Raw genomic sequence first — 23,206 nt, forward strand, 5'->3', positions numbered from 1 at the left:
CTTCTTTGAAAACCAACGACATTCCGTGGATGCGTCTGATCGGGCGCATCCACGGCCTGGAATCCGAAGGTGAAACCCCATGAAAGCAGCACGATTCCACGCCCGCGAGGATCTCCGGATCGAGGAAATTCAAGAGCCCGAGCTGCGTCCGGGAACGGTGAAGATCGCCGTGGCCTGGTGCGGTATCTGCGGCACCGACCTCCATGAATTCCTCGAAGGACCAATTTTCACCCCGCCGCCCGGCCACCCCCACGGGCTTACCCACGAGGCCGCCCCGGTCACCCTGGGACACGAGTTCTCCGGCACTATCGAGGAGTTCGGGGAAGGTGTCACCGGCCTGGCCGTCGGAGACAACGTCGTCGTTGAACCGTACGTCGTCTGCAATGAATGCGGTCCCTGCCTCAGCGGACACTACAACCTGTGCACCAAGTTGGGCTTCATCGGTTTGGCGGGCGGTGGTGGCGGCTTGAGCGAGAAAATCGTTGTCGACACTCGGTGGGTGCACCCTGTCGGCGACATCCCCCTGGACGAGGCCGCACTTATCGAACCCCTCGCGGTGGCGTACCACGCCGTCGGCAGGAGCGGCCTCACAGCCGGGGACGTCGCCGTCGTCGGGGGTGCCGGACCCATCGGGCTCCTGACCGCCGCGGTCCTCAAAGGCATCGGCATCACCACGATCGTTACTGAGCTGTCGGCCGCCCGCAAGGAGAAGGCGGCTTCGTCGGGGGTCGCGGATCACGTTCTCGACCCCAGTGCCGACGACGTCAAGGCGCGCGTGCTGGAACTGACCAACGGCGCGGGGGCCAATGCGGCGTTTGAATGTGCCGGCGTGAATGCCGTGTTGGACACGATGCTCGACGTCGTGAAGCCGGCGGGGGTCGTCGTGAACGTCTCGATCTGGGGACACCCGGCCACAGTGGATATGCAGAAAGTGGTGCTGAAGGAAATTGATCTGCGCGGCACCATTGCATACTGCGGCGACCATGAAGCGGCCATCAAGCTCGTCCAGGAAGGAAAAGTAGACCTGAAGCCCTTCATCACCGGGAGAATCGCCCTGGACGACTTGGTGGATAAGGGGTTCGACACGCTGATCAACCACAACGACACTGCGGTGAAGATTATCGTCCACCCGTCGTGATTCGAGTCTCAGATGGAATAGTTGCAAACGCTGTGCAGTTACGTTCAACGAACCAATCCATTGTGAAAGGAACTGCGCATGCTGTTTTCCCCGATGACCCTCGGCGAGCTGGAGCTGCCCAACCGACTCGTCATGGCGCCGCTTACCCGCGTCCGCTCCGGCAAAGAAGGAATCCCCGGCCCGCTGGTGGTCCAGCACTACCGCCAGCGCGCCTCGCTCGGCCTGATCGTCAGTGAGGGCACGTACCCCAGCCACGCAGGCCGAGGCTTCCCGGGCCAGCCCGGGCTCGTGACCGACGAGCAGCTCAAGGGCTGGGCCAACGTCACAGCCGCCGTGCACGCTGAGGGCGGCCGCATCTTCGCCCAGGTCATGCACGCCGGCCGGGTTACCCACCAGGACACCACCGGTGGCTACGAGGTAGTCGCCCCCAGTGCCATTGCCATCGACGGCGAGACCCGCACGTACGAAGGCAAGAAGGCGTTCCCTGTCCCGCGCGCCCTGGCCACCGAGGAACTGCCGGGCATCGTCCAGGAATTCGTGACGGCCTCCCGCAAGGCAGTGGAGGCAGGATTCGACGGCGTCGAGCTTCACTCGGCCAACGGTTACCTTCTGCACGAGTTCCTCACTCCGGCCGCCAACCAGCGCGACGACGTCTACGGCGGCTCCCCGGAGAACCGGGCGCGCTTCGTGATTGAAGTGACCCAGGCCGTGGTGGACGCCATCGGCGCGGATCGTGTCGGCATCCGCATTTCGCCGGAGCACAATGTTCAAGGTGCCCTCGAACTCGACGCAGCAGATGTCCGGGCCACCTACGCCCACCTCGTGGACGCTCTGGCTCCGCTGAAGCTGGCCTACCTCAGCATCCTGCACAAGGACCCCACCAGCGAGCTGGTCCAGGACCTGCGCGCACGGTTCAACGGAACGTTCCTGATCAACACCGGCTTCGGCATCGTCACCACACGCGACGAGGCGACCGCGCTGGTCGCAGACGGCCACGCTGACGCCGTCGTCGTCGGACGCCCCGCCATCGCCAACCCGGACCTGGTCCGCCGCTGGCGCGAAGGCCTGCCGGTCAACGAGGCGAATCCGGCCACGTTCTACACCGACGGCCCCGAGGGCTACACCGACTACCCGGCCTACCAGAACTAAGGCAGCGCCAGCACCGCCACCGCTGGACATGTCCAGCCGTGGCAACGAAGAGTGGGCAGAACACCGTTCTGCCCACTCTTCTTCGCGTTAAAGAATGGGCATGTCCGGCGTCCTATAGGATCTGAAGATGCAACCAGCTTCCTCCGGGAGTCGCCCTGAGGGCCACTACGCGGGCCGTCCCGTCAGCCGCCAGGTCCTCGCCGACCACGTCTACGAGGAGCTTTTGGCATCACTGATGGACGGGCGGCTCGAACCCGGGGCCGCTGTGAGCATCGATGGCACCGCCAGGGAGCTCGATGTTTCCCCGACGCCGGTGCGCGAGGCGCTTGCCCGGCTCGAACACACCGGAATGGTCCGCCGTGTCGCGCTCAAGGGCTACCGGGTGGCGCCGATGTTCACCCGGGAGGACTTCGCCGAACTCATGGAAGCGCGGCTGGCCATCGAGCCCGTCAATGCCCGCCTGGCGTGCGCCCGGCAGACACCGGCGCACCAAGCCGAGCTGGCCAGGGCTGTCGCCGACCTCAAGAAGGCGCCGCGCGGCCCGTCGTTTGCCGAATACCGCGACTATCTGGAAGCCGATGAGCGGTTCCACCGGTTGATCGCGGAGCAGACCGGCAACCAGTTCATGGTGGCTGCCTATGCGGCCCTCGGCGGGCAGGTCCAGCGCTTCCGCCTGTTCGGCGGCGTGGGCATCACCGACGCGGAGCAGGCCATCGCCGAGCACCAGGCGGTCCTGGACGCGCTTTCCACGGGCGACCCGGAGAAGGCCGCAGCTGCCATGGCCGAGCACGTGCGGAAGGTGCGCGGCCGCGCCATCGCGGACGCTCCCGCCGAATAAACTCCGTTCCGCAGTCGGTCCGCAGGCGGCACCGCAGACAGCCCCGCGGACGGCCCCGCGGACGGCCCCGCGGACGGCCGCTGCAGACTCCTGTAAAAGCTTTTTTGTGACCCCCTTCACAGTAGATAGAAGACCCTATAGGATCTTCGATTGTGACGGCTACGGTGCCGGCATGGGGAGTCACGAGGGAGTGAAGAGTGCAAACAGAAACTTTGGCCGCAGGGCCCAAGGAGTCAGCGACACGCCGCACCATCAAGAATCTGCGGTGGTGGATCCTCGGCTGGGCGCTGGCCGCCGGCATCATCAACTACATGGACCGCAGCGCGATCTCTATCGCCGCGCCGCAACTGATCAAAGACTTCGGAATGACCCGCACGGACATTGGCCTCCTGGGCACGGTGTTCTCCTGGACCTACGCTTTTGCCCAGCTGCCCGCGGGCTGGCTCGTGGACAAGCTGGGCGCCCGCCGGATGTACTTCCTGGCGATCGCGGGCTGGAGCATCGCGACAGCGCTGATGGCCGTCGGCACCAAGATGTGGCAGTTCATCACCTTCCGCTTCCTGCTCGGCATCACCGAAGCCCCGAACGGGCCGGCGTCGGCCAAGCTCACCGCTGACTGGTTCCCCCGGGCCGAGCGCGGACAGGCCACCGCCATCTGGGATAGCGGGTCCAAATGGGGACCCGCCATCGCGCCGCCCGTCCTGACCGCCATCATGCTCGCCTTCGGCTGGCAGGCCATCTTCGTATTCCTCGGCGTCGCAGGCCTCGTGCTGGCGCTGGCCTTCTTCCTTTACTACCGCGCTCCCGAAGAGCACAAACGCATCAGCTCCAAGGAACTGGACTACATCGAAAGCCAGCGCACCACCCAGCTCCTGACTGCCAAGAAAGTCTCGTGGCTCGGACTTTTCAAGCACCGCCAAATCTGGGGCATGATGGCCGGCTTCTTCTGCGTCATCTGGATCTGGAACATCTTCATCGTCTTCCTGCCGCTCTACCTGCAGGAAGAACGCGGTGCCAGCATCGCCAGCTCCGGCTGGCTCGCCGCCGTCCCGTACCTCGGCGCAGCCATCCTCGGCATCACCGGCGGCTGGGTCATGACACGTTACTCGAAGAAGGCAGGCCGCGATCCGCTGCTGGCCAAGCGCCACGTGATGTCCGTAGCCGCCGTCGCGGCCGGCATCCTGATCTGCCTCATCCCGTTCGTGGATTCCCTTCCGCTCGCCATCGCTGTCATGACGGTGGCGCTGGGCTTCGTCGCCACCATGCAGGCGGCCGCCTGGGCCATGCCCGGCGACATCGTGGATAACTCCCAGGTTGCCTCGGTCGGTGCCATCCAGAACTTCGGCGGCTACTTCGGCGGCGCCTTTGCCCCGCTGCTCACCGGCGTGATCGCCGATGCCACCGGCTCCTACGCGCCGTCGTTCGTTATCGGCGGCATCATCGCGGCCCTGGCCGCCGTGGCTTACACGGTGCTGGTCCGCGAACCCATCAAGGACAAGACCGCAGCAACGCAGGCAGAAAGCCGAACCGACGCATGAGCGCAGCAACAAATGCATTGACCACGACGGCGGTCGCCAACTCGGCGACCGCCCCGGCGGCGGGAACCACCACGGCGGAAACCATCACAGCGGGAACCGCCCGCCCGCCGTTCACCGTGGCCGTCACGGCCGACGCCGCCCGGACGGACGGCAGCTCCATCCACGGCGACCTGGGGCTGCAACGACTCACTGAGAATGGCATCAGCTGGAACGTCCTGCCCAGCTACACAGACCCGGTTCCGCTGCCCGACCTCGCCGGGGTCCAGGCCGTTCTGTCACTGGGACACATCGCTTTCGATTCACGCACCGTGGACCACGCTCCGGACCTGAGGCTGATCGCCCGGTTCGGGGCCGGCTACGAAACCATCGATTTGGACGCCTGCATCCGCGCCGGCGTCGTTGTCACCAACACCCCGGATGCGATCCGGCGGCCGTTGGCGGTGGCGGGGCTGACGCTGCTCCTGGCGCTCTCGCACAAGCTCCTGGCCAAGGACAGGCTGACCCGGACCTCTGACTGGGCGCAGCGCGAGCACTACCGCGGCGCGCCGCTCGTGGGCCAGACGGTCGGCATCGTGGGCTTCGGCAGCGTGGGCGCTGAGCTTGCCCGCCTGCTGGCCCCGCTCGGGATGAACGTGGTGGGCAACAACCGCAGCGGCCGCCATGCGGAGGCCGCCGGGCTCGGCGTCGAGCTGCTTGGCCTGAACGAGCTCCTGGAGCGCTCGGACTACGTTGTCCTCTGTGCCGCACTGACCCCAGCGACCGAAAAGCTGATAGACGCCGCCGCGTTGGCCCGGATGAAGCCCAGCGCCTACCTGATCAATATCGGCCGCGGAAAGCTCGTGGACACGGATGCCCTCCGGGACGCCCTGCGGGACGGCCGGATCGCCGGCGCCGGCCTGGACGTCTTTGAGCCGGAACCCCTGCTTCCCAATGACGAGCTACTGACCTTGGACAACGTGGTGCTGTCGCCGCATTCCCTGTGCTGGACCGAGGATTTCACCCGGGACGTCGCGGCCAGCGCCATTGGATCGATCCTGGCCGTCGCGGCGGGGGAGCGCCCTGCCAACGTCCTGAATCCGGAGGTCTTCGCAACCGCGGCATTCGCCGCAAAGCGCGCGTAACCCGGGATGTGACCTTGACAACATCCCCCCAGATAGTAAATCCTATAGGAAACAGGATTCCACGAAGGAGTGAACCCCCATGGCTTATACAGCCGAAAACTGGCCCATCACCGCAGCGCTCCTGCAGTTCCCGGGAACCGACGCGCAGGGTAACCACATCAACGACGCCGACGCCTCCGCCTGGGCCGAGGTCCTCACCGAGGTCAAGGACGCCGGCTTTGCCAACGCCGACCTCACGGACAGCTGGGTACGCCCCGGCGACCTGAGCTCCGCCCGCCTTGCCGAGTTCAAGCAGACTGCGGACAACGTGGGCATCGGCATCCCCGTCATCTCGGCCATCCGCCGCAGCGTCATCGAGGCAGCCAACTGGGAAGCCAACCTGGCGTACAGCCACCGCACCATCGACGCCGCGGCCGAGCTTGGCTGCGAGGTCGTCTCCTTCGGACTGCACCAGGCCATCACCGCCGAGCAGCAGAAACAGCTCTGGTTCTGGACCGTCGAAGGCTACAAGGACCCGGTGGGGGATAAGGAAACCTGGGGCAAGGCTGTGACCCGCCTGCGGGAACTCGGCCAGCACGCGGCCGAGGTCGGCGTCCTGCTCTCGCTCGAAATGTACGAGGACACGTACCTCGGCACCGCGGATTCTTCGGTCCAGCTGGTCCACGACATCGGCCTGGCCAACGTCGGCATCAACCCTGACATCGGAAACCTCATCCGGCTCCACCGCCCGATCGAGGACTGGCGCGAGATGGTGGCCAAGACCCTCCCGTACTCCAACTACTGGCACATGAAGAACTACATCCGCGACGAGGACGTGGCCCGGGACACCTACGTCGCGATGCCGGCACCGATGGAAAGCGGCCTCATCAACTACCGCGAGGCGTTCAAGGTGGCGCTTTCCGTCGGCTTCCAGGGCATCCTGTGCACCGAGCACTACGGCGGCGACGGGCTCAGCGTTACGGCCAGCAACCAGGACTACCTCCGCCGCCAGGTCCTGCCGAAGGCCGACGGCTACGCCCTCGGCCAGAGCCAGGTGGCCCAGGGCCGGCAGCAGCCCGCAGCCACGGCACTTGCCAGCGTCTGACCCGGCGTCTGACCCGGTGCCTAACCCTGGCGCCTGAAGCTGGCGCCTGGTGCGGCCGTCAAGCCATTTGGGGGCGGCCGCACCACCCCAGATCTACCCCCAGCAATACTTCTCCAACACGGATTCAATGAGGAACCATGACCCAGATCTTCGACAATCCCGCTGATTTCGCGGATGAGGCACTGGACGGCTTCGTTGCGGCCAACCGCGGCTACGTTGCCCGTGTCGACGGCGGCGTCGTCCGCTCCACCGAGGTCCCGGCCGGGCAGGTCGCCCTGGTGGTCGGCGGCGGCTCCGGGCACTACCCGGCCTTCGCCGGCCTCGTCGGGCCGGGCCTGGCCACCGCCTCGGCCTGCGGCAACATGTTCGCCTCGCCCGCGGCCGGCCAGGTCTACCGCGTGGCCAAGGCCGCCAACGCCGGCGGCGGCGTGCTGCTGAGCTACGGCAACTACGCCGGCGACGTCCTGCACTTCGGGCAGGCCCAACTGCGGCTCAACGCCGAAGGCATTGAAACCCGCACAGTCCTGGTCACCGACGACATCGCCAGCGCCCCGCTGGACCAGATCGAGAAGCGCCGCGGCATCGCCGGGGACCTGACAGTCTTCAAGATCGCCGGCGCCGCCGCCGAGGCCGGACTGAGCCTGGACGACGTCGAACGGCTGGCCATCCGGACCAACTACCGCACCCGCTCCCTCGGCGTGGCCTTCGACGGCTGCACCCTGCCCGGGGCGGACGCGCCGCTGTTCACTGTCCCGGCGGGGCATATGTCCCTCGGCCTGGGCATCCACGGCGAACCGGGCATCTCCGATCACCCCATGCCCACCGCCTCAGAACTGGCCGAACTCCTGGTCGGCCGGCTCCTGGCCGACAAGCCAGACGACGCCGGCACCCGCGTGGTCGCAATCGTCAACGGCCTCGGCACGGTCAAGTACGACGAGCTCTTCCTGCTGTTCGGCAAGATCGAGAAGCTCCTCACCGCAGCCGGGCTCACCGTGGTGGAGCCCGAATGCGGCGAGCTCGTCACCAGCCTGGACATGTCCGGCCTGTCCCTGACCCTGCTGTGGCTGGACGAGGAACTCGAGCAGTACTGGGCCGCCCCGGCGGACACCCCGGCGTTCCGCAAGGGAAACCTGGCGCCCCGTGCCCGCCGCGAGCTCGCCGGTCCCGAAGCCGCCGAGACCGCCGACGTCGAGCGCCCCACCGCAGCGGCGGCAGCCCTTGGCCGGCTGGCTGCCGACCTGCTCGGCCAGACGCAGAACGTGATCATTGAGCATGAGGAAGAACTCGGCCGGCTGGATGCGATCGCCGGCGACGGCGACCACGGCATCGGCATGCGCCGCGGCGTGGACGCGGCAGTCACTGCGGCTGAGCAGGCTGCGGCGAACGACGGCGGCGCCTCGCCGTCGCGCATCCTGACCGCTGCAGGGGAGGCCTGGAGCGAACGCGCCGGCGGCACCTCGGGCGCACTCTGGGGCTCGGCGATCATCGCGGCCGGACAGGCCCTGGGCAACCAGGACAGCTACAGCGGCGAGGACGCGGCTGCCGCGGTCACGGCCTTCGTTGACGCGATCACCGAGCTCGGCAAGGCCGAACTGGGCGACAAGACCATGGTGGACGCCCTCGTGCCGTTCCGGAACGCCTTCCTCACCGCGTTCGACGCCGGCACCCCAGTGGCTGCCTCCCTCGCCGCGGCAGCGGAAGCCGCCACGGCCGCCGCGGAGGCGACCTCCGGGTTGCGTCCGCTCAAGGGCCGGGCCCGCCCCCTCGCGGAAAAGAGCCTCGGCCACCCCGACCCCGGTGCGGTGTCTTTCGCACTCATCGCCACCCGGATTTCTGCACACACCGACACTTCCAGCACAGGAACCCGGCTCGCTACTTCCGAGCCGGCGGAACAAGGAGCACAAGCATGAGCACAACAGCAGGCTGGCGCATCGTCGTCGGCAACGATGAGGCCGGCGTCGAATACAAGAACGCCCTGAAGGCGCTGCTCGAAGCCGACCCCCGCGTCGCCTCCGTGCTGGATATCGGCGTCGGACCCGACGACTCCACCGCCTACCCGCACGTGGCTGTCGACGCGGCCCGCAAAATCGCCGAGGGCGAAGCCGACCGGGCGCTGCTGATCTGCGGCACCGGCCTGGGTGTGGCCATCGCGGCCAACAAGGTCCCCGGCATCCGCGCTGTCACCGCCCACGACAGCTACTCCGTGGAACGGTCGGTCCTGAGCAACAACGCCCAGGTGCTCACCATGGGGCAGCGCGTCATCGGGCTGGAACTCGCCAAGAAGCTCGTGGGCGAATGGCTGAGCCACCGCTTCGACGAAAACTCCTCTTCCGCCGCGAAGGTGGACGCCATCTGCTCGTACGAGCCCGAATACACGAAGGCAGTCTGAACATGACCGAATCAACAGCTACCGCAGCGGCCATCAACGCCGCCCGCAAGATCGCCGTCGTCGGCTCCGGCTACATGGGCGGCGGGATCGCGCAGGTCCTGGCTCTCGGCGGCGGCCGGGTTGCACTGGCGGACGTGTCCGCCGAAGTCGCCCTGAAGAACTACGAGCGGCTCCTGGCCGAATCTGACGAATTCGTTGCCGCGGGGCTTTTCCCGGAAGGCTCCACCGCCATCCTGAAGGAAAACCTCTGGGCCGCCAAGGACATCGAGGAAGCCGTGGCGGACGCGGACTTCATCGAAGAAGCTGTCCCCGAGGTCATCGAGATCAAGCACCAGACCCTCGCCCGCATCAGTGCGGCTGCCCGCCCGGATGCCATCATCGGCTCCAACACGTCCACGATCTCCATCGCGGACCTGTCCGAGCCGGTCACCAATCCGGAACGCTTCCTGGGCGTGCACTTCTCCAACCCGTCGCCCTTCATCCCAGGTGTGGAAATCATCCCTCACGCCGGTACCTCGGCAGCCACTGTCGGCGCCGTCCGCGACCTCGTGCATGCGGCCAACAAGCAGACCGCCGTCGTCAAGGACGTGACCGGATTCGTGCTCAACCGGCTCCAGTACGCGCTGTTCCACGAGGCCGCCCAGCTGGTGGAGCAGGAAATCGCGACCGCGGAAGACGTCGACACCCTGGTCCGGACCACCTTCGGCTTCCGTCTGCCGTTCTTCGGGCCCTTCGCGATCGCCGACATGGCCGGACTGGACGTCTACAACTTCTGCTACAAGTCGCTCCAGACCGACTTCCCGGAACGGTTCGCCACCCCGAAGATCCTCACCGAGCTGGTGGAGGCCGGAAAGCTGGGCACCAAAACCGGAGCTGGCTTCCTGAACGTCCCGGCGGAGCGCACGCCGGAACTGATCGCGTACCGGAACAAGGCGTACGTGGCCATGCAGAAGCTCATCGACGAGCTCGGCCCCGCTCCCATCAACTGAGTCCGCACCTTCCACTTTCACTTCAGGAGCCTTCCAATGAGCACTTTCCCCGCAGAACGCACTGCCATCATCACCGGCGCAGTGTCCGAGCGAGGCATCGGCCGCGCCACCGCCAGCTACCTGGCGGCCCAGGGCTGGAACATCGGCATCATCGATCTCGATGACGCACTCTGCAAGGCCGCGGCCAAGGAACTGGCCGCCGAGCACGGCGTCAAGGCCTTCGGCGCCGGCGCCAACGTTTCCGACGAAAGCTCGGTCCGCGCGGCAATCGACGCCATCGAGGCGGAGCTGCCGCAGATCGTTGCGCTCGCCAACGTGGCAGGTGTCAGCTCGCCGGTTCCCTATCTGGAGCTCGATGCCGCCGAGTGGGACCGCGTGCTCAACATCAACCTCAACGGCGTCCACTACGCCACGCGCCGCGTCGCAGAATCCATGGTGAAGAACAGGATCGGGCGCATCGTGAACATCTCCTCTGTCTCCGCGCAGCGCGGCGGCGGCACGTTCTCCAAGACGCCGTACTCGGTGGCGAAGGCCGGCGTGATCGGCCTGACCCGGGCCACGGCCCGCGAACTGGGCGAATACGACATTACGGTCAACGCCATCTCACCGGGCCCCATCGACACCGACATCATGGGCGGCACCCTCAGCGATGAACGCAAGGACGAACTCACCAAAGACCTCGTGGTCAACCGCGTTGGCTCCACCCGGGACATCGCAGCAGCCATCGCCTTCCTCATCAGCGAGGACGCCGGTTACATCTCCGGCCAGACGCTGAATGTGGATGGCGGACTCTACATGCACTAAGGAAGAAGCATCGTGGCACAACACAGCCAAACCCCCGCTGCCTCCGGATTCGCGGCCTGGAGCAAGGGACGGAAGATCTACCTCGCCGTCGGGATCCTGGCCTGCCTGGCGGGCGTCCTGATGATGGCTTTTTCACGCTAGAAGTTGTTCCCGGCCGGATCCGGCCTGGCCTCATTTGGCCAGGCCGGATTTTGGCCTGGCCTCAGTTGGGCTGGCCTCACTTGACCTGGCCGGATCCGGCCGCTCTCCACGCAACTGATTTACCCCACTGAGTTACACCACTGATTGCTCGACGAGGAGTTTTTTGATGACCGTAACAACAACGTCCACCCGGGACCTACTGGAGACGCCAGTCCTTAAATCGGCTATCTCCAAGGCCTCCCGCCGGCTCATGCCCATGCTGGTGATCCTCTATGTGGTCGCCTTCCTGGACCGCACCAACGTGGGCTTCGCCGAGGCCGCTCTCGGCGTGGACAAGGGCATCACCGCCGGGGCCTACGCCCTGGGCGCCGGGATCTTCTTCATCGGCTACGCCCTGTTTGAAATCCCGAGCAACCTGCTCCTGACCAAGTTCGGGGCGAAGGTGTGGCTGGCCCGCATCGCCATTACCTGGGGCATCGTCTCTGCCTGCTTCGCGTTCGTCCAGGGCGAGACGTCCTTCATCATCCTGCGGTTCCTGCTGGGTGTCACCGAGGCCGGGCTGTTCCCCGGCGTCATCATGTTCCTGGCCGCGTGGTTCCCCAACAAGGTCCGCGTCAAGATGTTCGCCATCTTCTACCTGGCCCAGCCGTTCTCCCAGATGCTGGGCGCCCCGCTCTCCGGCTGGCTGATCAACATCGGCGACCAGGTCCCCGGGGTCCAGGGCTGGCAGGTCATGTTCTTCGTCGAAGGCATGCTGGCGGTCATCGCCGGCATCGCCGCGTACTTCTTCCTGATCAACAGCCCGCAGGATGCCAAATTCCTGGACAAGGGCGAGAAGCGCGCGCTCCTGGAAGTCATGGCGCTCGAGGACACCGTCAAGGAAGAGTCCGGGCCGCGCGGCGTCCTGGCCGCCATGAAGAATGGCAAGGTCTGGTACTTCACCATCATCTACTTCTGCCTGCAGATCGCCGTCTATGGCGTCACGTTCTACCTGCCGCAGCAGGTGGCCCAGCTGACCGGGCAGAAGGTGGGCATCGCCGTCGGACTGATGGCAGCCATCCCGTGGTTCTTCGGCATCTTTGCCTGTTACTTCATCGGCAAGGCCGCCAACACGGTAGTCCGCCGCCGGGTCTGGGGCACTGGGCTGTTCATCTCCACCGGTCTCTGCATCTTCGGCTCCGCGTGGGCCGGCGCAAACCACATTCCGGCACTCGGCATCATCTTCATCACCCTGGCCGTGTGCTCCTTCCTTTCCATCGGCCCCATCGCCTGGTCCTACCCGACGGCGTTCCTCACCGGAACGGCCGCGGCCGCGGGCATCGGCCTGATCAACTCGCTCGGAAACCTCGGCGGCTTCGTGGCGCCGATCCTGCGGACCTCGGTCAACCAGATCACCGCCTCGGACACGGGCACCATGGGCGTCTACGCCCTCGGCGTGCTCCCGTTCCTGGCAGCGGCCATGATGTTCGCGACCCGCCGCTTCAAGAACAAAGCCGACGAACTGCTGGAGCAGTAAGGCCTCCCAGCCCCCGCCTTCCAGCGCCCATCAACTGGATCCAGCAGAAAGCACCAACACATGCAGCAGAACCCCAGTAGCCAGACCTCCAGCAACCAGATCCTGGTGGGGGTCAGCACCAAGATGTATCTCGGCTACCGGGACAGCTTGGCCTGGCTGGAGCGGCTGCGGCACGAAGTGGACGCCCGTCCGGCCCTCGCGGCCGGGCGGGTTGTCCCGTTTGTCATTCCGTCTTTCCCCGTCCTGCCCGCGGCGGCCCGGCTCCTGACCGGTTCGCCACTCTTGCTCGGAGCCCAGAACTGCGGCTGGGCGGACGGGCCCTGGACTGGGGAAGTGGCGCCGTCCATGCTCGTGGAACTCGGCGTGCGGCTCGTGGAGATCGGTCACGCCGAACGCCGGCGGCATTTCAACGAGGACGACGCCATGGTGGCCCTCAAGGTCCGGGCCGCGGACGACGCCGGGCTGACGCCGCTGCTGTGCGTGGGGGAGACTGAGCGCGGGGAGCCCGCCGCCGCCGCGGACTTTGTGCACCGCCAGATCGAGTCGGCCGTCGACGGCGACTGGGACCTGGCCGGCCGGCTGGTGGTGGCCTACGAACCGGTCTGGGCTATTGGTGCGGCGGAGCCGGCGGACGCTTCCTACGTGTCCGCCGTCGTCCAGCGGCTCCGGGCTCAGCTCGCCGTGGCTGGCGTGCCAGGATCGCCGGTCATCTACGGGGGCTCGGCCAAGCCGGGACTGCTGCCAACCCTTGAAGGCGTCTCGGGCCTGTTCCTGGGCCGGTTTGCGCACGATCCCGCGAATTTTGGCGCGGTGCTGGATGAGGCACTCCTGCTGGCCGAAGGTCTCCACGCGCCGGCACCAACCACCGTGGGACATGTTCAGCCTTGGTCCTGAAGAGTGGGCAGGATGCCATTGTGCTCACTGCTGGCGGCTAAGAATGGGCATGTCCAAAGGATTGCCATGAATAACCGCGGACAGGTTGTGAATCACCGAGGGACATGTCCAGCCTTGGCCCTGAGGATTGGGCAGGACACCCTTGTGCCGACTGTTGGCGTTAAAGGTTGGGCTGGCGGACTAAATTCTCAAAAGCGGCAGATGTAATGTTTTCACCAAGGTTGCCAAACGCCATGAGGGCATCCGCAAGCTTTATATAAGTTACTTAACCGCACTCTCGGCCTCTGCAGCTTTATTATTTGCCCAACGTGTATCCAAAATGCTCAAGAGTGTAGATGCGATTATTAAATTCAACACGCGTGAACCCCTTATAGGGTGCCTCTAAGCCATTGAAAGCAGTTCCAAAGACTAGCAGCGCCTCCACGGCAATTTTCATCCAATATTGCTTTTCGTTGTCGTCGTCGAATGTGCGATTGACTAGATGCTTAGCCCTACTTTGAGCTCGGGGGGCACTGCCAAAGGTGATAAATTTGAACAGTGTGAACTTAAGTCCACTTTCAGGGTCAACGACGTGTTCTCGCGACGTGGTAAAAGGGATTCCGCCGCTTGCATTTAGCAGCTCGAAAACTTCGGTGGTGTAGGGGCTTCCTGTTACTAACCACTCGAGATATACACCGGCGTCGGCATCTGCGACTCGAGGCACCAGATTGTCCTCGGTTTTTTCGACTCTAAACATGCAAATCTCCCCCCAGGCTAGCGAAGTGCCAGCCCCATTGAACTCCAGCCAGTGGGCCGAGCCACGACTATCATCACAGCAAGGAGTGCTTCCTGTCATTACTCCAAACGATGATTTTTCATGATTGCTATCTGCCGAAGTTTCCCGACCTGGTCGGATCCGGGGAACCGGGAGTTACCGTGTTTGCAGCAACAAGTGCAGCACTCCATTTTTTCATTCCGGGCTCCAGGAATTCGGGCTGATCTTGGCGTCGTATTTGGCCGGAACCCCGGTGGGAGTGAGCCCGTCCTCGATAGCACTCCGAAACTCAGGAGGCCACTGACCTCTGGCACAGGCCGATGAAGCCGCCCAGCTGCTCCAGACCCTCGGGGTGGGCGGGGAGGTAGTTGGTCAGTTCGGGCGCGCGGACGATCACGGCACGCCATTGGCCGCGGGACACCGCCACATTGATCCGGTTCCGCGAGAGCAGGAACTCCATGCCCCGCGGAGCCTCGGCCACCGCAGAACATGCCATGGACACAATCACGACCGCGGCCTCCTGGCCCTGGAACTTATCCACGGTCCCCACCCGCACGCCGGAGAGATTCGCGGCGTCCAGGGCATCGCGAATGACGTTGACCTGTGCGTTGTAGGCAGCCACCACCAGGATGTCGGCCGCCTCCAATGGCCGGGCTCCGTCTGCGGTGTGCCAGGAAAGGCCCAAATGGCGGCGCACCTGCCCGACGACCTCGGCAGCCTCCTCGGCCGACGACGTCGTGTTCCCGCTGTGCGGCACCATCACCGTCTCAATCCCCGCGGGCACACCCTCCAGACGGCGCAGATCCGCGGGCGGGGCGGAACGTAACCGGCCTTCGTAGGACAACTCCGAGACGGCCAGGCACAGCTCTGAGTTCATCCGCCACGAGTCGGCCAAGAAGTAGCCAAGCTCGGGCGGCAACGTGGCGTGGCCTGCGGAAATCCAGCCCAGGGCAGACTCGTCGACCGGCTCGGGGTGCCTGCCCTGGCTGACCTGCGGCAGCTGCTGCGGGTCGCCGAGCAAGAGCAGCCGGCTGCTGGCCTGGGCCACGGCAAGGGTGTTGGCCAGCGAGAACTGGCCGGCCTCGTCAATCACCAGGAGGTCCAGGGAGCCGGCCGGGACGGTGGTGCCGGTCATGGTCCACGCCGTGCCACCGACGAGGGCGCCTCCAGGCGCACCCAGCAGCTCCGCAACGTCCTTGCCGGTGCGCCGGGCCCACGGCAGGGCGTCGTTGTGCTTCACGTCTTTGGCCACGCGCGCCGGGTCGACCCCGGCCTTCGTGACAGCGGTCTTCAGCAGGTTCTCCACCACCGCGTGCGACTGGCCGACGACGCCGATTTTCCAGCCGCGGGCCACGAGCCGGGCGATGACGTGGGACCCCACATGGGTCTTGCCCGTTCCGGGCGGACCCTGCACCGCCAGGTAGGAGTGGTCAAGGGCCAGCACGGCCGCCGTGATGGCTTCAATGAAGCGGTCCGGTCCGGCACCAGGCTGCGGCAGTGAAGCTCCGGCGGCCAGCCTCGGCGGCTGACGCCGGACGAGGTCAAGCGCAGGATGGCGGGGGAGGGAGCCGGACCCCAGGCCGGCGACCACCGTGTCAGCGAGGGCTGCCAGTGCTTGCTCGAGGCTCTTGGTGGCGAGGGGTTGGTCTTCCGTCAGCGCAATGGGGAGGTCATTGTAGGGCGGTATCTTCCGGTGCAGCCGGTCCCGGATGATGACGGTGTCCTTGCCGTCCTCATGCCCCAGCTCCAGGACCTCCGTGCCGAACCATCCGCTCCGCCCGGTTCCGTTCTTGCCGGTACCCTCCAGCCCGGCGGGAAGAGGCAGCTCGTACATGCGGAACCACTTGCTGCCCTCGCGGAGGTCCGACCCGGGACTCACGGAGCCGGTCAGCTTGACCCGCCGCTCCGGAAGTTTGGTCCCCGTCTGTTGCCAGTCGTCGAGGAGTTCCGCGGATTCGACGAGGAAAACGTTCCGGTCCCGTTCGTGCGTGTCCGGACCGTGCTCACACCGGTCGAAGTGCGCCCACCAGAACGACTTGCGCTCCCGGCGGTGATAGCTCACGGCCGCGGCCAGCATGGCGACGGCCTTACGGTCGTCCTCGGACAGGCCGCTGCCCGGCTCAGCAAATTCCATCAGTGCCAGCTCAGCCGGGGCCAGCGCGGCATCGGCTCGTGCCGAGCCGTCGTCGTCGGGGCCGTCCTCTAAGCCCGCCTCCGCGCCGTCCTCCGCGCCGGACGCCGCGCCCGCCTCCGCGCCGTGCGGCTCCGGCCGGCGTTCCTTGGCCAGCCCGAGCAGCCAGTTCCGGAGCTCCAGCGTGGAGAGGCAGTCGTATTCGTTGTAGTCGGAGATCCCGGCGAGGATTGTGGTCGCTTCGTCGGGCCGCTCATTGTCCCTCGCGTCGCAGAACCGTGCATAGGCAATCACGGAGGCGCCGGCATCCTTCACTTCGCCAGTTCGAAGGTTCGCCCGCATGTAGAGCGGCTCGAGCTTCTTGATGCTGTAAGAGTTCTCGGAGATCCTGATGCTGTTCCGGACCGTTTGGTACAGGTCCACCAGCAGGCCTTCGCGGAGCCACTCGTCCACGATGTCCTCCCCGGCAACGTGCATCACCGAGAGTTTTCGAAGCGCCGTTTTTTCATACGGTGCGTAGTGGTAGACGTGCATGTCCGGGTGGTCCCGCCGGCGTTTCTCGACGTAGTCAAGGAAATCGAGGAACGCCTGCTTCTCCGCCTCCCGGCTGTGGGCCCAGAATGGCCGGAAAATCCCCGGACTGCCGGGCTCGGTGGGCGCCTCAATCACGCCGAACAGGTACTCGAGCCCCCACACTCCCGTGGCGCGGTCCTGCCACAGCGGATCGCCTTCGAAGTCGAAGAAAATATCGCCCCGGCTCGGTGGGGGCAGCTCGGCCAAGGTGTTCCCGGGCAGGACGCCGTAGCGGATGGTGTGCTCTTCGCCGTCCTTGCGGTAGCAGACTTCGCCGTCGGCAGGGCCAACGCCGCTCTGCATCCGCGCCTGTTCCTGCAGGCGCAGGAGCGTAGGGGTGGGCTTGGTGAGGGTCGCTTGCGCCAGGTCAGTGACTGAACTAATCCCACGTTCGTGGAGGTTCTTGCGCTGCACGGAGTTCATCCGGGCCACGAGGAGGAGATCGTCGGTGGCTTTGACTTGCTCCTGGCAGTAATCGCAGCGGCCACAGGCGGTGAGCCCGGGCGCGCCCCAGCCCACTGTTCCCGGCTGTGCGATGTGCGCGGCGGTCAGCGCGAGGAAACGCTCGCGGCGCTCGCGGAAAACCGGCAGGATCTCGGAGAGTTTGTGGTGGCTTCGCACGTAGTCGAATCCGCCGCCGGGCAGCTGCACCGTCGAGCCAAGGACGAGTGTCACCGCCGGGTCCACCGGGATCCCGGCCTTCAGCAGCTGGTCGCCGTAGGCGGCCAGCTGGAGCAGAGCCGTCACCTTTGCGTGGCGGGCGAGCTTGGTGTCGAACACGGCGTAGCTACCGTCGGACTGCCGCACGAGGAAGTCGGAGCGGCCGTGGAACTGGCCGTCGAAGAAGGCGGCCTGGAAGACGACGTCGGCTCCCGCGCGCAGCGCCCCAATGGACTCGGCGTGCTTGGCCGCCAGCGTGGCGCGGTCCATGGCCTCGGCCGGGACGACGTCGTACACGCCGTGCCCGGTGGCCGGATCCCAGTCGCCAAACTCCGCCACGAAACCGCCGAGGACCTTGCGCTCGTGGAGCTCACCCAACACCGCTGCATGCTTGAGCATCTCGTCGTCTTCGAACGTAGCCCTGGGGGACCGGCCCAGCTTCTCGTCGAGTTTGCGCAGCAGCTGATACTCGCAACTCGCTGCCACCACGAGGTCGCTCGCGGAGTAGACCAGATCCGGTGATGAGCCCGGTACCTCAGGTTCAAGAAAAAACACTGTGCCCCCGTTGCTGGTGCCCCGTTGTTGGTGCCTCCGCTATTCAAGCTATCAAAGCCCTCTGACAGTCAAACACGGGACAGGAACCAGGCAATGCCCCTCTGGTTCCTGTCGCAGGACCGGCGTAGGGTCTGAGGACTATGACCGAACAGCAACCGTATGAGCTGGTCCAGCGCTACGCGCACTTCGAGCTGCGCCGCTATCCCGCGTACGCCGTGGCGGAAATAGAGGTCAAAGCGACCTTCGACCGCGCCGGGAATGCTGCCTTCCGGCACCTGTTCAACTACATCAGCGGCAGCAACACGGCGCAACGGAAGCTGGCGATGACGGCCCCGGTGATCCAGGGGCCCGGGCCGTCGCAAAAGCTGGCGATGACCGCGCCGGTATTGCAAAGCGGCCCGCTGCCGGGAAGTGCAGAGCCCGCTGATTTCATCGTGGCCTTTGTGCTCCCCGCTGGGGTGACGGCGGAGACGGCGCCGGTCCCGGCGAACCCCGACGTTAGAGTCCGGGCCCAGCCAGGTTCCCTGGCAGGTGCCCTTCGGTTCTCAGGCAGCGGGTCGGAGGCGGCCTTTGTACGGCGAAACGATGGCCTCCAGGAGGCACTGAAGCTAGCCGGGCTGAAGGCTGTGGGGCCGCCACGATTCGCCCGTTTTGATCCGCCGTTCAAGCCGTGGTTCCTGCGCCGCAACGAAGTTGTTCAGGACGTGCAGGAGCCCTTTACTCCTCCGGGCGAGCCCGGCCGCTGACCGGGGTAAGGCAAAATGGTTTGGGTGACCCAACACCCGCAGCGCCCCGCCTCACCCGTCTCGCCCGCCTCCGGCCCCTCGCCGAAGACCGGCTCACCACAGCCCGGCACGCCGCACACGCAGGAGTCCGGCATCGCCGCCCAGATCGCCGGCGAACTCGGCGTCCTTCCCTGGCAGGTCAAGGCTGCCGTGGACCTGCTCGACGCCGGCTCCACCGTGCCGTTCATCGCCCGCTACCGCAAGGAAGCGACCGGAACCCTGGACGACACCCAGCTCCGCGAGTTGGAGGAGCGGCTGCGCTACTTGCGCGAGCTCGAGGACCGCCGCCGGAGCATCCTCGAAGCGATCGCCGCCCAGGGTGCGCTGACCCCGGAACTGCAGGCCGCCGTCGTCGGCGCCGACACCAAGTCGCGGCTGGAGGACATCTACCTCCCGTTCAAAACCAAGCGGCGCACGAAGGCTCAGATCGCCCGCGAAGCCGGGCTGGAGCCGCTCGCCGACGCCCTGCTCAAGCGCCCGGAACTGGACCCGGACCGCGAAGCCGCCAAATACCTCAACGCCGAACACTCGATCGGGGACTCCGCGGCGGCCCTCGCCGGTGCCCGCTCCATCCTGGTGGAACGCGTTGCCCAAGATGCCGACCTGGCCGCCACACTCCGGGAACGGCTCTGGACACAGGGCCGGATGGTGTCCCGCGTGAAGAAGGGCAAGGAAGCCGAGGGCCAGAAGTTCAAGGACTACTTCGAGTTCTCCCAGCAGCCGGCCGGCATGCCATCGCACCGCGTCCTGGCGCTGTTGCGGGGCGAGAAGGACGGGGCGCTGGAGCTGGAGCTCGCCGAGGCTGAACCGAACGACGGCGCCGCCCTCACCGCCGCGCGCGGCCGGTACGAGGCCGCTGTGGCCAGGTTCCTCGGGGTTGCCGACCGTGGCCGGCCCGCCGACGCCTGGCTGCTGCAGACCGCGCAGCTGGCCTGGCGCTCACGGGTGCTGGCCCGGCTGACGGCTGATCTGCGGAGCCGGATGTTCGCCGCCGCCGAGGACGAGGCCGTGCGCGTCTTCGCCGCCAACCTGCGCGACGTGCTGCTCGCCGCGCCGGCCGGGAACCGTGCCACCCTGGGCCTGGACCCGGGACTCCGGACCGGCGTGAAGGTCGCGGTGGTGGATGGTACCGGCAAGGTGGTTGCGACGGACACCGTTTACCCGCACGCCCCGGCCCGGAAATGGGACGAGGCGCTGCGGACCCTCGTGGGCCTGGCGAAGAGGCACGGCGTCGAACTCGTCGCGATCGGGAACGGTACGGCGTCACGGGAGACGGACAAGCTCGCCGCCGAACTGCTGAAACAGCTAGCGCCCGCCTCGGACTCTGCCAACCTGCACGCCAAACCGCAGAAGATCGTGGTGTCCGAGGCCGGAGCGTCCGTGTATTCGGCGTCGGCGCTCGCCGCGGCCGAGCTTCCCGGCATGGACGTATCCTTGCGCGGCGCCGTTTCGATCGCGCGGCGGCTGCAGGACCCGCTCGCGGAGCTCGTGAAGATCGAGCCGAAGTCGATCGGCGTCGGGCAGTACCAGCACGACGTCACGGCCGCGAAGCTGGACCGCAGCCTGGACGCCGTCGTCGAGGACTGCGTGAACGCGGTGGGCGTGGACGTCAACACCGCCTCGCCGGCACTGCTGAGCCGGGTGGCCGGCGTGGGGCCGCTGCTGAGCGAGAACATCGTGGCGTACCGGAACGAGCATGGGCCATTCAACAAGCGCAGCGAGCTGAAGAAGGTCCCGCGGCTGGGCGCCAAGGCGTTTGAGCAGTGTGCGGGCTTCCTGCGGATCACTGGGGGAGCGGAGCCGCTGGATGCCTCCAGCGTGCACCCCGAGGCTTACCCGGTGGCCCGGAAAATCAAGGCGGCCGCCGGGAAGGCACCGGCCTCTGGAAGCTATGCGGCACTGAACCCGCAGGACTTCGTGGACGGCTCCTTCGGCCTGCCCACCGTGCAGGACATCATCGCCGAACTCGAGAAGCCCGGCCGTGACCCGCGTCCGGCCTTCGCGGCGGCAGCTTTCTCTGAAGGCATCGAGAAGATCTCGGACCTGAGGCCCGGCATGGTGCTGGAGGGCACCGTGACCAACGTGGCGGCGTTCGGTGCGTTCGTCGACGTCGGCGTGCACCAGGACGGGCTCGTGCACGTGTCCGCGCTGGCCAACCGGTTCGTCTCCGACCCCCGCGAGGTGGTCAAATCCGGGCAGGTGGTCCGGGTCAAAGTCCTGGAAGCGGATCCGGAGCGGAAGCGCATCTCGCTGACATTAAGGCTCGACGACGAACCGGCAGCCTCCGGCGATCGTGCGGCGGGCGGACGTGCCTCCGGCGATCGTGCGGCCGGCGGACGTGCAGACTCGCGGGCGGAACGTCCGCGGCAGTCGGCGCCGCAGACGCCGTCGAAGCAGCCGTCCGGGAAACCGGCGCCCGACCGGCGGACGCCCGCCCGACAACCGCAGAAGTCGACGCCGCCGCCGTCGCCCGTCAACACAGCGATGGCCGAGGCACTCCGGAGGGCCGGTCTGGGCAAGTAGCGCTCCCAGGGTGCGGCTGCCCCCGCCGCCCCCGGACCTACCGTTCGTCGCGGATTCCCTACCGCTTGGCGCATAACTAGTACGTTTACTGACGATCTTGCACCATGATTGCCGGAGGCAACGGCCCTCTGCCGGAAGCTCTGCCGGAAGCTCGGTCAGAGGCCCTGGCAGAGGACCGTCGCTGCAATGTGCTGGACACCGATGTCGTTGACGAGCAGGGGAGCATACATGGGCTGGCTGGACCGCGAACGAACCATTGCCCCGCCGGGATTCAACCGGTGGCTCGTACCCCCAGCAGCCCTTGCCGTGCACCTGTGCATCGGACAGGCCTACGCGACCAGCGTCTACAAGACCGCGTTGGTGAAGCACTTCGGCGCCAGCCTGACCGAGGTCGGCGTGATCTTCTCCATCGCGATCGTGATGCTGGGCCTCTCGGCCGCCATCATGGGCACGTGGGTGGACAAGAACGGGCCCCGGAAGGCGATGTTCACCTCCGCCGCGTTCTGGGCCAGCGGCTTCCTGATCGGCTCGCTGGGCATCTTCAGCCACCAGCTCTCGCTCGTCTACCTCGGCTACGGCGTCGTCGGCGGCATTGGCCTGGGGATCGGCTACATCTCCMCGGTCTCCACCCTGATCAAATGGTTCCCCGACCGTCCCGGACTCGCCACCGGCATGGCCATCATGGGATTCGGCGGCGGCGCCCTGATTGCCAGCCCAGTCTCCACGGCACTGCTCAAGATGTACGATCCCAACTCCGGCGCCAAGGGCTGGGTGGCCAGCGGCGAATCCGTGGGCAAGCTCTTCCTGACCCTCGCCGTGGTCTATCTGGCCTACATGATGTTCGGCGCCTTCACCATCAAGGTCCCGGCCGAGGGATGGAAGCCGGCAGGCTTCGACCCGGCCAAGGTCAAAGCCGCCTCCCTGGTCACCACGGAGAATGTCTCCGCCAGGAACGCGGTCAAGACCAGACAGTTCTGGCTCGTGTGGATCGCCTTGTTCTGCAATGTCACGGCAGGCATCGGCATCCTTGAACAGGCCGCTCCGATGATCCAGGACTTCTTCCGCCAGACCGACGGCACCTCCCTGGCCAGCGCCGCTGTGGCCGCCGGCTTCGTGGGGCTCCTGTCCATCGGCAACATGTCGGGCCGTTTTGCCTGGTCGGCGATCTCCGATGTCACCGGCCGCAAGCGCATCTACATGGTCTTCCTCGGCGTCGGCGCGTTGCTTTACACCGTGCTGGCGCTGGCCGGCTCGACGACGACCGTCCTGTACGTCGCCCTCGCATTCGTCATCATCTCCTTCTACGGCGGCGGGTTCGCGACCGCCCCCGCCTACCTCCGCGACCTATTCGGTACCTTCCAGGTCGGTGCCATCCACGGCCGTCTCCTGACTGCCTGGTCCGCGGCCGGCGTCGCCGGCCCGCTGATCGTCAACGCGTTCCTGGACGCGCAGGGCAAGCCCGGCGCGCTCAACGCCGCGTCCTACCAGCCGGCCTTGCTGACCATGGTGGGGCTGCTGGTGATCGGGTTCGTGGCGAACCTGCTGGTCACGCCGGTCGAGGCGCGATTCCACGAACCCCGTGCCGGCCGTGTCCGGTCCGAAGAACCTGCCCTGGAGGCCTGAA

General features: G+C 66.4%; 18 protein-coding genes. 16 read left to right on the plus strand and 2 right to left on the minus strand.

Translation table 11 applies throughout. From position 1 onward, the window contains the following. Window positions 1-79 precede the first annotated feature (79 nt). The 13 genes from AC1DR1_RS17210 (at window position 80) to AC1DR1_RS17270 (ending at window position 13,601) form a co-directional block, all read left to right on the plus strand. Window positions 80-1,138, plus strand: coding sequence for a 2,3-butanediol dehydrogenase (locus tag AC1DR1_RS17210; RefSeq protein WP_476992954.1), 1,059 nt, complete (start codon window positions 80-82; stop codon window positions 1,136-1,138). A gap of 78 nt (window positions 1,139-1,216) precedes the next feature. Then, complete coding sequence (locus AC1DR1_RS17215) at window positions 1,217-2,287, plus strand: alkene reductase (RefSeq protein ID WP_476992955.1); 1,071 nt, start codon at window positions 1,217-1,219, stop codon at window positions 2,285-2,287. 127 nt (window positions 2,288-2,414) lie between these two features. After that, on the plus strand, window positions 2,415-3,125 hold the full coding sequence (locus AC1DR1_RS17220; protein ID WP_364747663.1) for a GntR family transcriptional regulator: 711 nt from the start codon (window positions 2,415-2,417) through the stop codon (window positions 3,123-3,125). Between the two features lie 197 nt (window positions 3,126-3,322). Beyond that, a complete protein-coding gene (locus AC1DR1_RS17225) occupies window positions 3,323-4,663 on the plus strand; it encodes an MFS transporter (protein ID WP_476992956.1) in 1,341 nt (446 codons plus the stop codon). After that, the gene (locus AC1DR1_RS17230; protein WP_476992957.1) at window positions 4,660-5,784 is read left to right on the plus strand and encodes a 2-hydroxyacid dehydrogenase; all 1,125 of its coding nucleotides are present in this window, start codon (window positions 4,660-4,662) and stop codon (window positions 5,782-5,784) included. The genes AC1DR1_RS17225 and AC1DR1_RS17230 overlap by 4 nt, the downstream gene beginning before the upstream one ends. 79 nt (window positions 5,785-5,863) lie before the next feature. Continuing rightward, entirely contained in the window at window positions 5,864-6,868 is a 1,005-nt protein-coding gene (locus AC1DR1_RS17235; RefSeq protein WP_476992958.1) for a sugar phosphate isomerase/epimerase family protein, read from the plus strand. Window positions 6,869-7,005: 137 nt separating this feature from the next. Beyond that, a complete protein-coding gene (gene dhaL / locus AC1DR1_RS17240) occupies window positions 7,006-8,778 on the plus strand; it encodes a dihydroxyacetone kinase subunit DhaL (protein WP_476992959.1) in 1,773 nt (590 codons plus the stop codon). Then, entirely contained in the window at window positions 8,775-9,257 is a 483-nt protein-coding gene (locus tag AC1DR1_RS17245) for a ribose-5-phosphate isomerase (protein WP_229994545.1), read from the plus strand. Before dhaL ends, AC1DR1_RS17245 begins: the two co-directional genes overlap by 4 nt. Window positions 9,258-9,259: 2 nt before the next feature. Next, on the plus strand, window positions 9,260-10,246 hold the full coding sequence (locus AC1DR1_RS17250) for a 3-hydroxyacyl-CoA dehydrogenase family protein (RefSeq protein WP_476992960.1): 987 nt from the start codon (window positions 9,260-9,262) through the stop codon (window positions 10,244-10,246). Window positions 10,247-10,282: 36 nt separating this feature from the next. Then, window positions 10,283-11,050 (plus strand): SDR family NAD(P)-dependent oxidoreductase, encoded by a 768-nt coding sequence (locus tag AC1DR1_RS17255; protein WP_476992961.1) that lies wholly within the window; start codon window positions 10,283-10,285, stop codon window positions 11,048-11,050. Window positions 11,051-11,062: 12 nt separating this feature from the next. Further along, the gene (locus AC1DR1_RS17260) at window positions 11,063-11,191 is read left to right on the plus strand and encodes a hypothetical protein (RefSeq protein WP_290369378.1); all 129 of its coding nucleotides are present in this window, start codon (window positions 11,063-11,065) and stop codon (window positions 11,189-11,191) included. Window positions 11,192-11,357: 166 nt separating this feature from the next. Continuing rightward, window positions 11,358-12,707 (plus strand): MFS transporter, encoded by a 1,350-nt coding sequence (locus tag AC1DR1_RS17265; protein ID WP_476992962.1) that lies wholly within the window; start codon window positions 11,358-11,360, stop codon window positions 12,705-12,707. A gap of 60 nt (window positions 12,708-12,767) precedes the next feature. Beyond that, on the plus strand, window positions 12,768-13,601 hold the full coding sequence (locus AC1DR1_RS17270) for a triose-phosphate isomerase family protein (protein ID WP_476992963.1): 834 nt from the start codon (window positions 12,768-12,770) through the stop codon (window positions 13,599-13,601). A 295-nt stretch (window positions 13,602-13,896) separates the two neighbouring features. Here the strand turns inward: AC1DR1_RS17270 and AC1DR1_RS17275 are convergent, their stop codons facing one another. Together AC1DR1_RS17275 and AC1DR1_RS17280 are read right to left on the minus strand one after the other, a co-directional pair. Beyond that, window positions 13,897-14,337, minus strand: coding sequence for a hypothetical protein (locus tag AC1DR1_RS17275; RefSeq protein WP_229994540.1), 441 nt, complete (start codon window positions 14,335-14,337; stop codon window positions 13,897-13,899). 307 nt (window positions 14,338-14,644) lie between these two features. Further along, window positions 14,645-18,274, minus strand: coding sequence for a TM0106 family RecB-like putative nuclease (locus AC1DR1_RS17280; protein WP_476992964.1), 3,630 nt, complete (start codon window positions 18,272-18,274; stop codon window positions 14,645-14,647). Between the two features lie 140 nt (window positions 18,275-18,414). On the opposite strand from AC1DR1_RS17280, the gene AC1DR1_RS17285 reads away from it, so the two are divergent. The 3 genes from AC1DR1_RS17285 to AC1DR1_RS17295 all read left to right on the plus strand — a co-directional run bounded on the left by AC1DR1_RS17285 (window position 18,415) and on the right by AC1DR1_RS17295 (window position 23,205). Next, the gene (locus AC1DR1_RS17285) at window positions 18,415-19,020 is read left to right on the plus strand and encodes an SOUL family heme-binding protein (RefSeq protein ID WP_476992965.1); all 606 of its coding nucleotides are present in this window, start codon (window positions 18,415-18,417) and stop codon (window positions 19,018-19,020) included. A 15-nt stretch (window positions 19,021-19,035) separates the two neighbouring features. After that, window positions 19,036-21,582 (plus strand): Tex family protein, encoded by a 2,547-nt coding sequence (locus AC1DR1_RS17290; RefSeq protein ID WP_476992966.1) that lies wholly within the window; start codon window positions 19,036-19,038, stop codon window positions 21,580-21,582. Window positions 21,583-21,810: 228 nt separating this feature from the next. Next, window positions 21,811-23,205 carry an OFA family MFS transporter gene (locus tag AC1DR1_RS17295; RefSeq protein ID WP_476992967.1) on the plus strand — a complete coding sequence of 465 codons (1,395 nt, stop codon included), beginning with the start codon at window positions 21,811-21,813 and terminating at the stop codon, window positions 23,203-23,205. The last annotated feature ends 1 nt before the right edge of the window (window position 23,206 follow it).

Source organism: Arthrobacter sp. P4_F10, from assembly GCF_056401435.1.

Coding starts and splice junctions, on each gene's coding strand:
- AC1DR1_RS17275 (WP_229994540.1), bottom strand. CDS start 14,337: ATGTTTAGAGTCGAAAAAACCGAGGACAATCTGGTGCCTCGAGTCGCA.
- AC1DR1_RS17285 (WP_476992965.1), top strand. CDS start 18,415: ATGACCGAACAGCAACCGTATGAGCTGGTCCAGCGCTACGCGCACTTC.
- AC1DR1_RS17250 (WP_476992960.1), top strand. CDS start 9,260: ATGACCGAATCAACAGCTACCGCAGCGGCCATCAACGCCGCCCGCAAG.
- AC1DR1_RS17265 (WP_476992962.1), top strand. CDS start 11,358: ATGACCGTAACAACAACGTCCACCCGGGACCTACTGGAGACGCCAGTC.
- AC1DR1_RS17235 (WP_476992958.1), top strand. CDS start 5,864: ATGGCTTATACAGCCGAAAACTGGCCCATCACCGCAGCGCTCCTGCAG.
- dhaL (WP_476992959.1), top strand. CDS start 7,006: ATGACCCAGATCTTCGACAATCCCGCTGATTTCGCGGATGAGGCACTG.
- AC1DR1_RS17220 (WP_364747663.1), top strand. CDS start 2,415: ATGCAACCAGCTTCCTCCGGGAGTCGCCCTGAGGGCCACTACGCGGGC.
- AC1DR1_RS17290 (WP_476992966.1), top strand. CDS start 19,036: ATGGTTTGGGTGACCCAACACCCGCAGCGCCCCGCCTCACCCGTCTCG.
- AC1DR1_RS17255 (WP_476992961.1), top strand. CDS start 10,283: ATGAGCACTTTCCCCGCAGAACGCACTGCCATCATCACCGGCGCAGTG.
- AC1DR1_RS17270 (WP_476992963.1), top strand. CDS start 12,768: ATGCAGCAGAACCCCAGTAGCCAGACCTCCAGCAACCAGATCCTGGTG.
- AC1DR1_RS17245 (WP_229994545.1), top strand. CDS start 8,775: ATGAGCACAACAGCAGGCTGGCGCATCGTCGTCGGCAACGATGAGGCC.
- AC1DR1_RS17215 (WP_476992955.1), top strand. CDS start 1,217: ATGCTGTTTTCCCCGATGACCCTCGGCGAGCTGGAGCTGCCCAACCGA.
- AC1DR1_RS17210 (WP_476992954.1), top strand. CDS start 80: ATGAAAGCAGCACGATTCCACGCCCGCGAGGATCTCCGGATCGAGGAA.
- AC1DR1_RS17230 (WP_476992957.1), top strand. CDS start 4,660: ATGAGCGCAGCAACAAATGCATTGACCACGACGGCGGTCGCCAACTCG.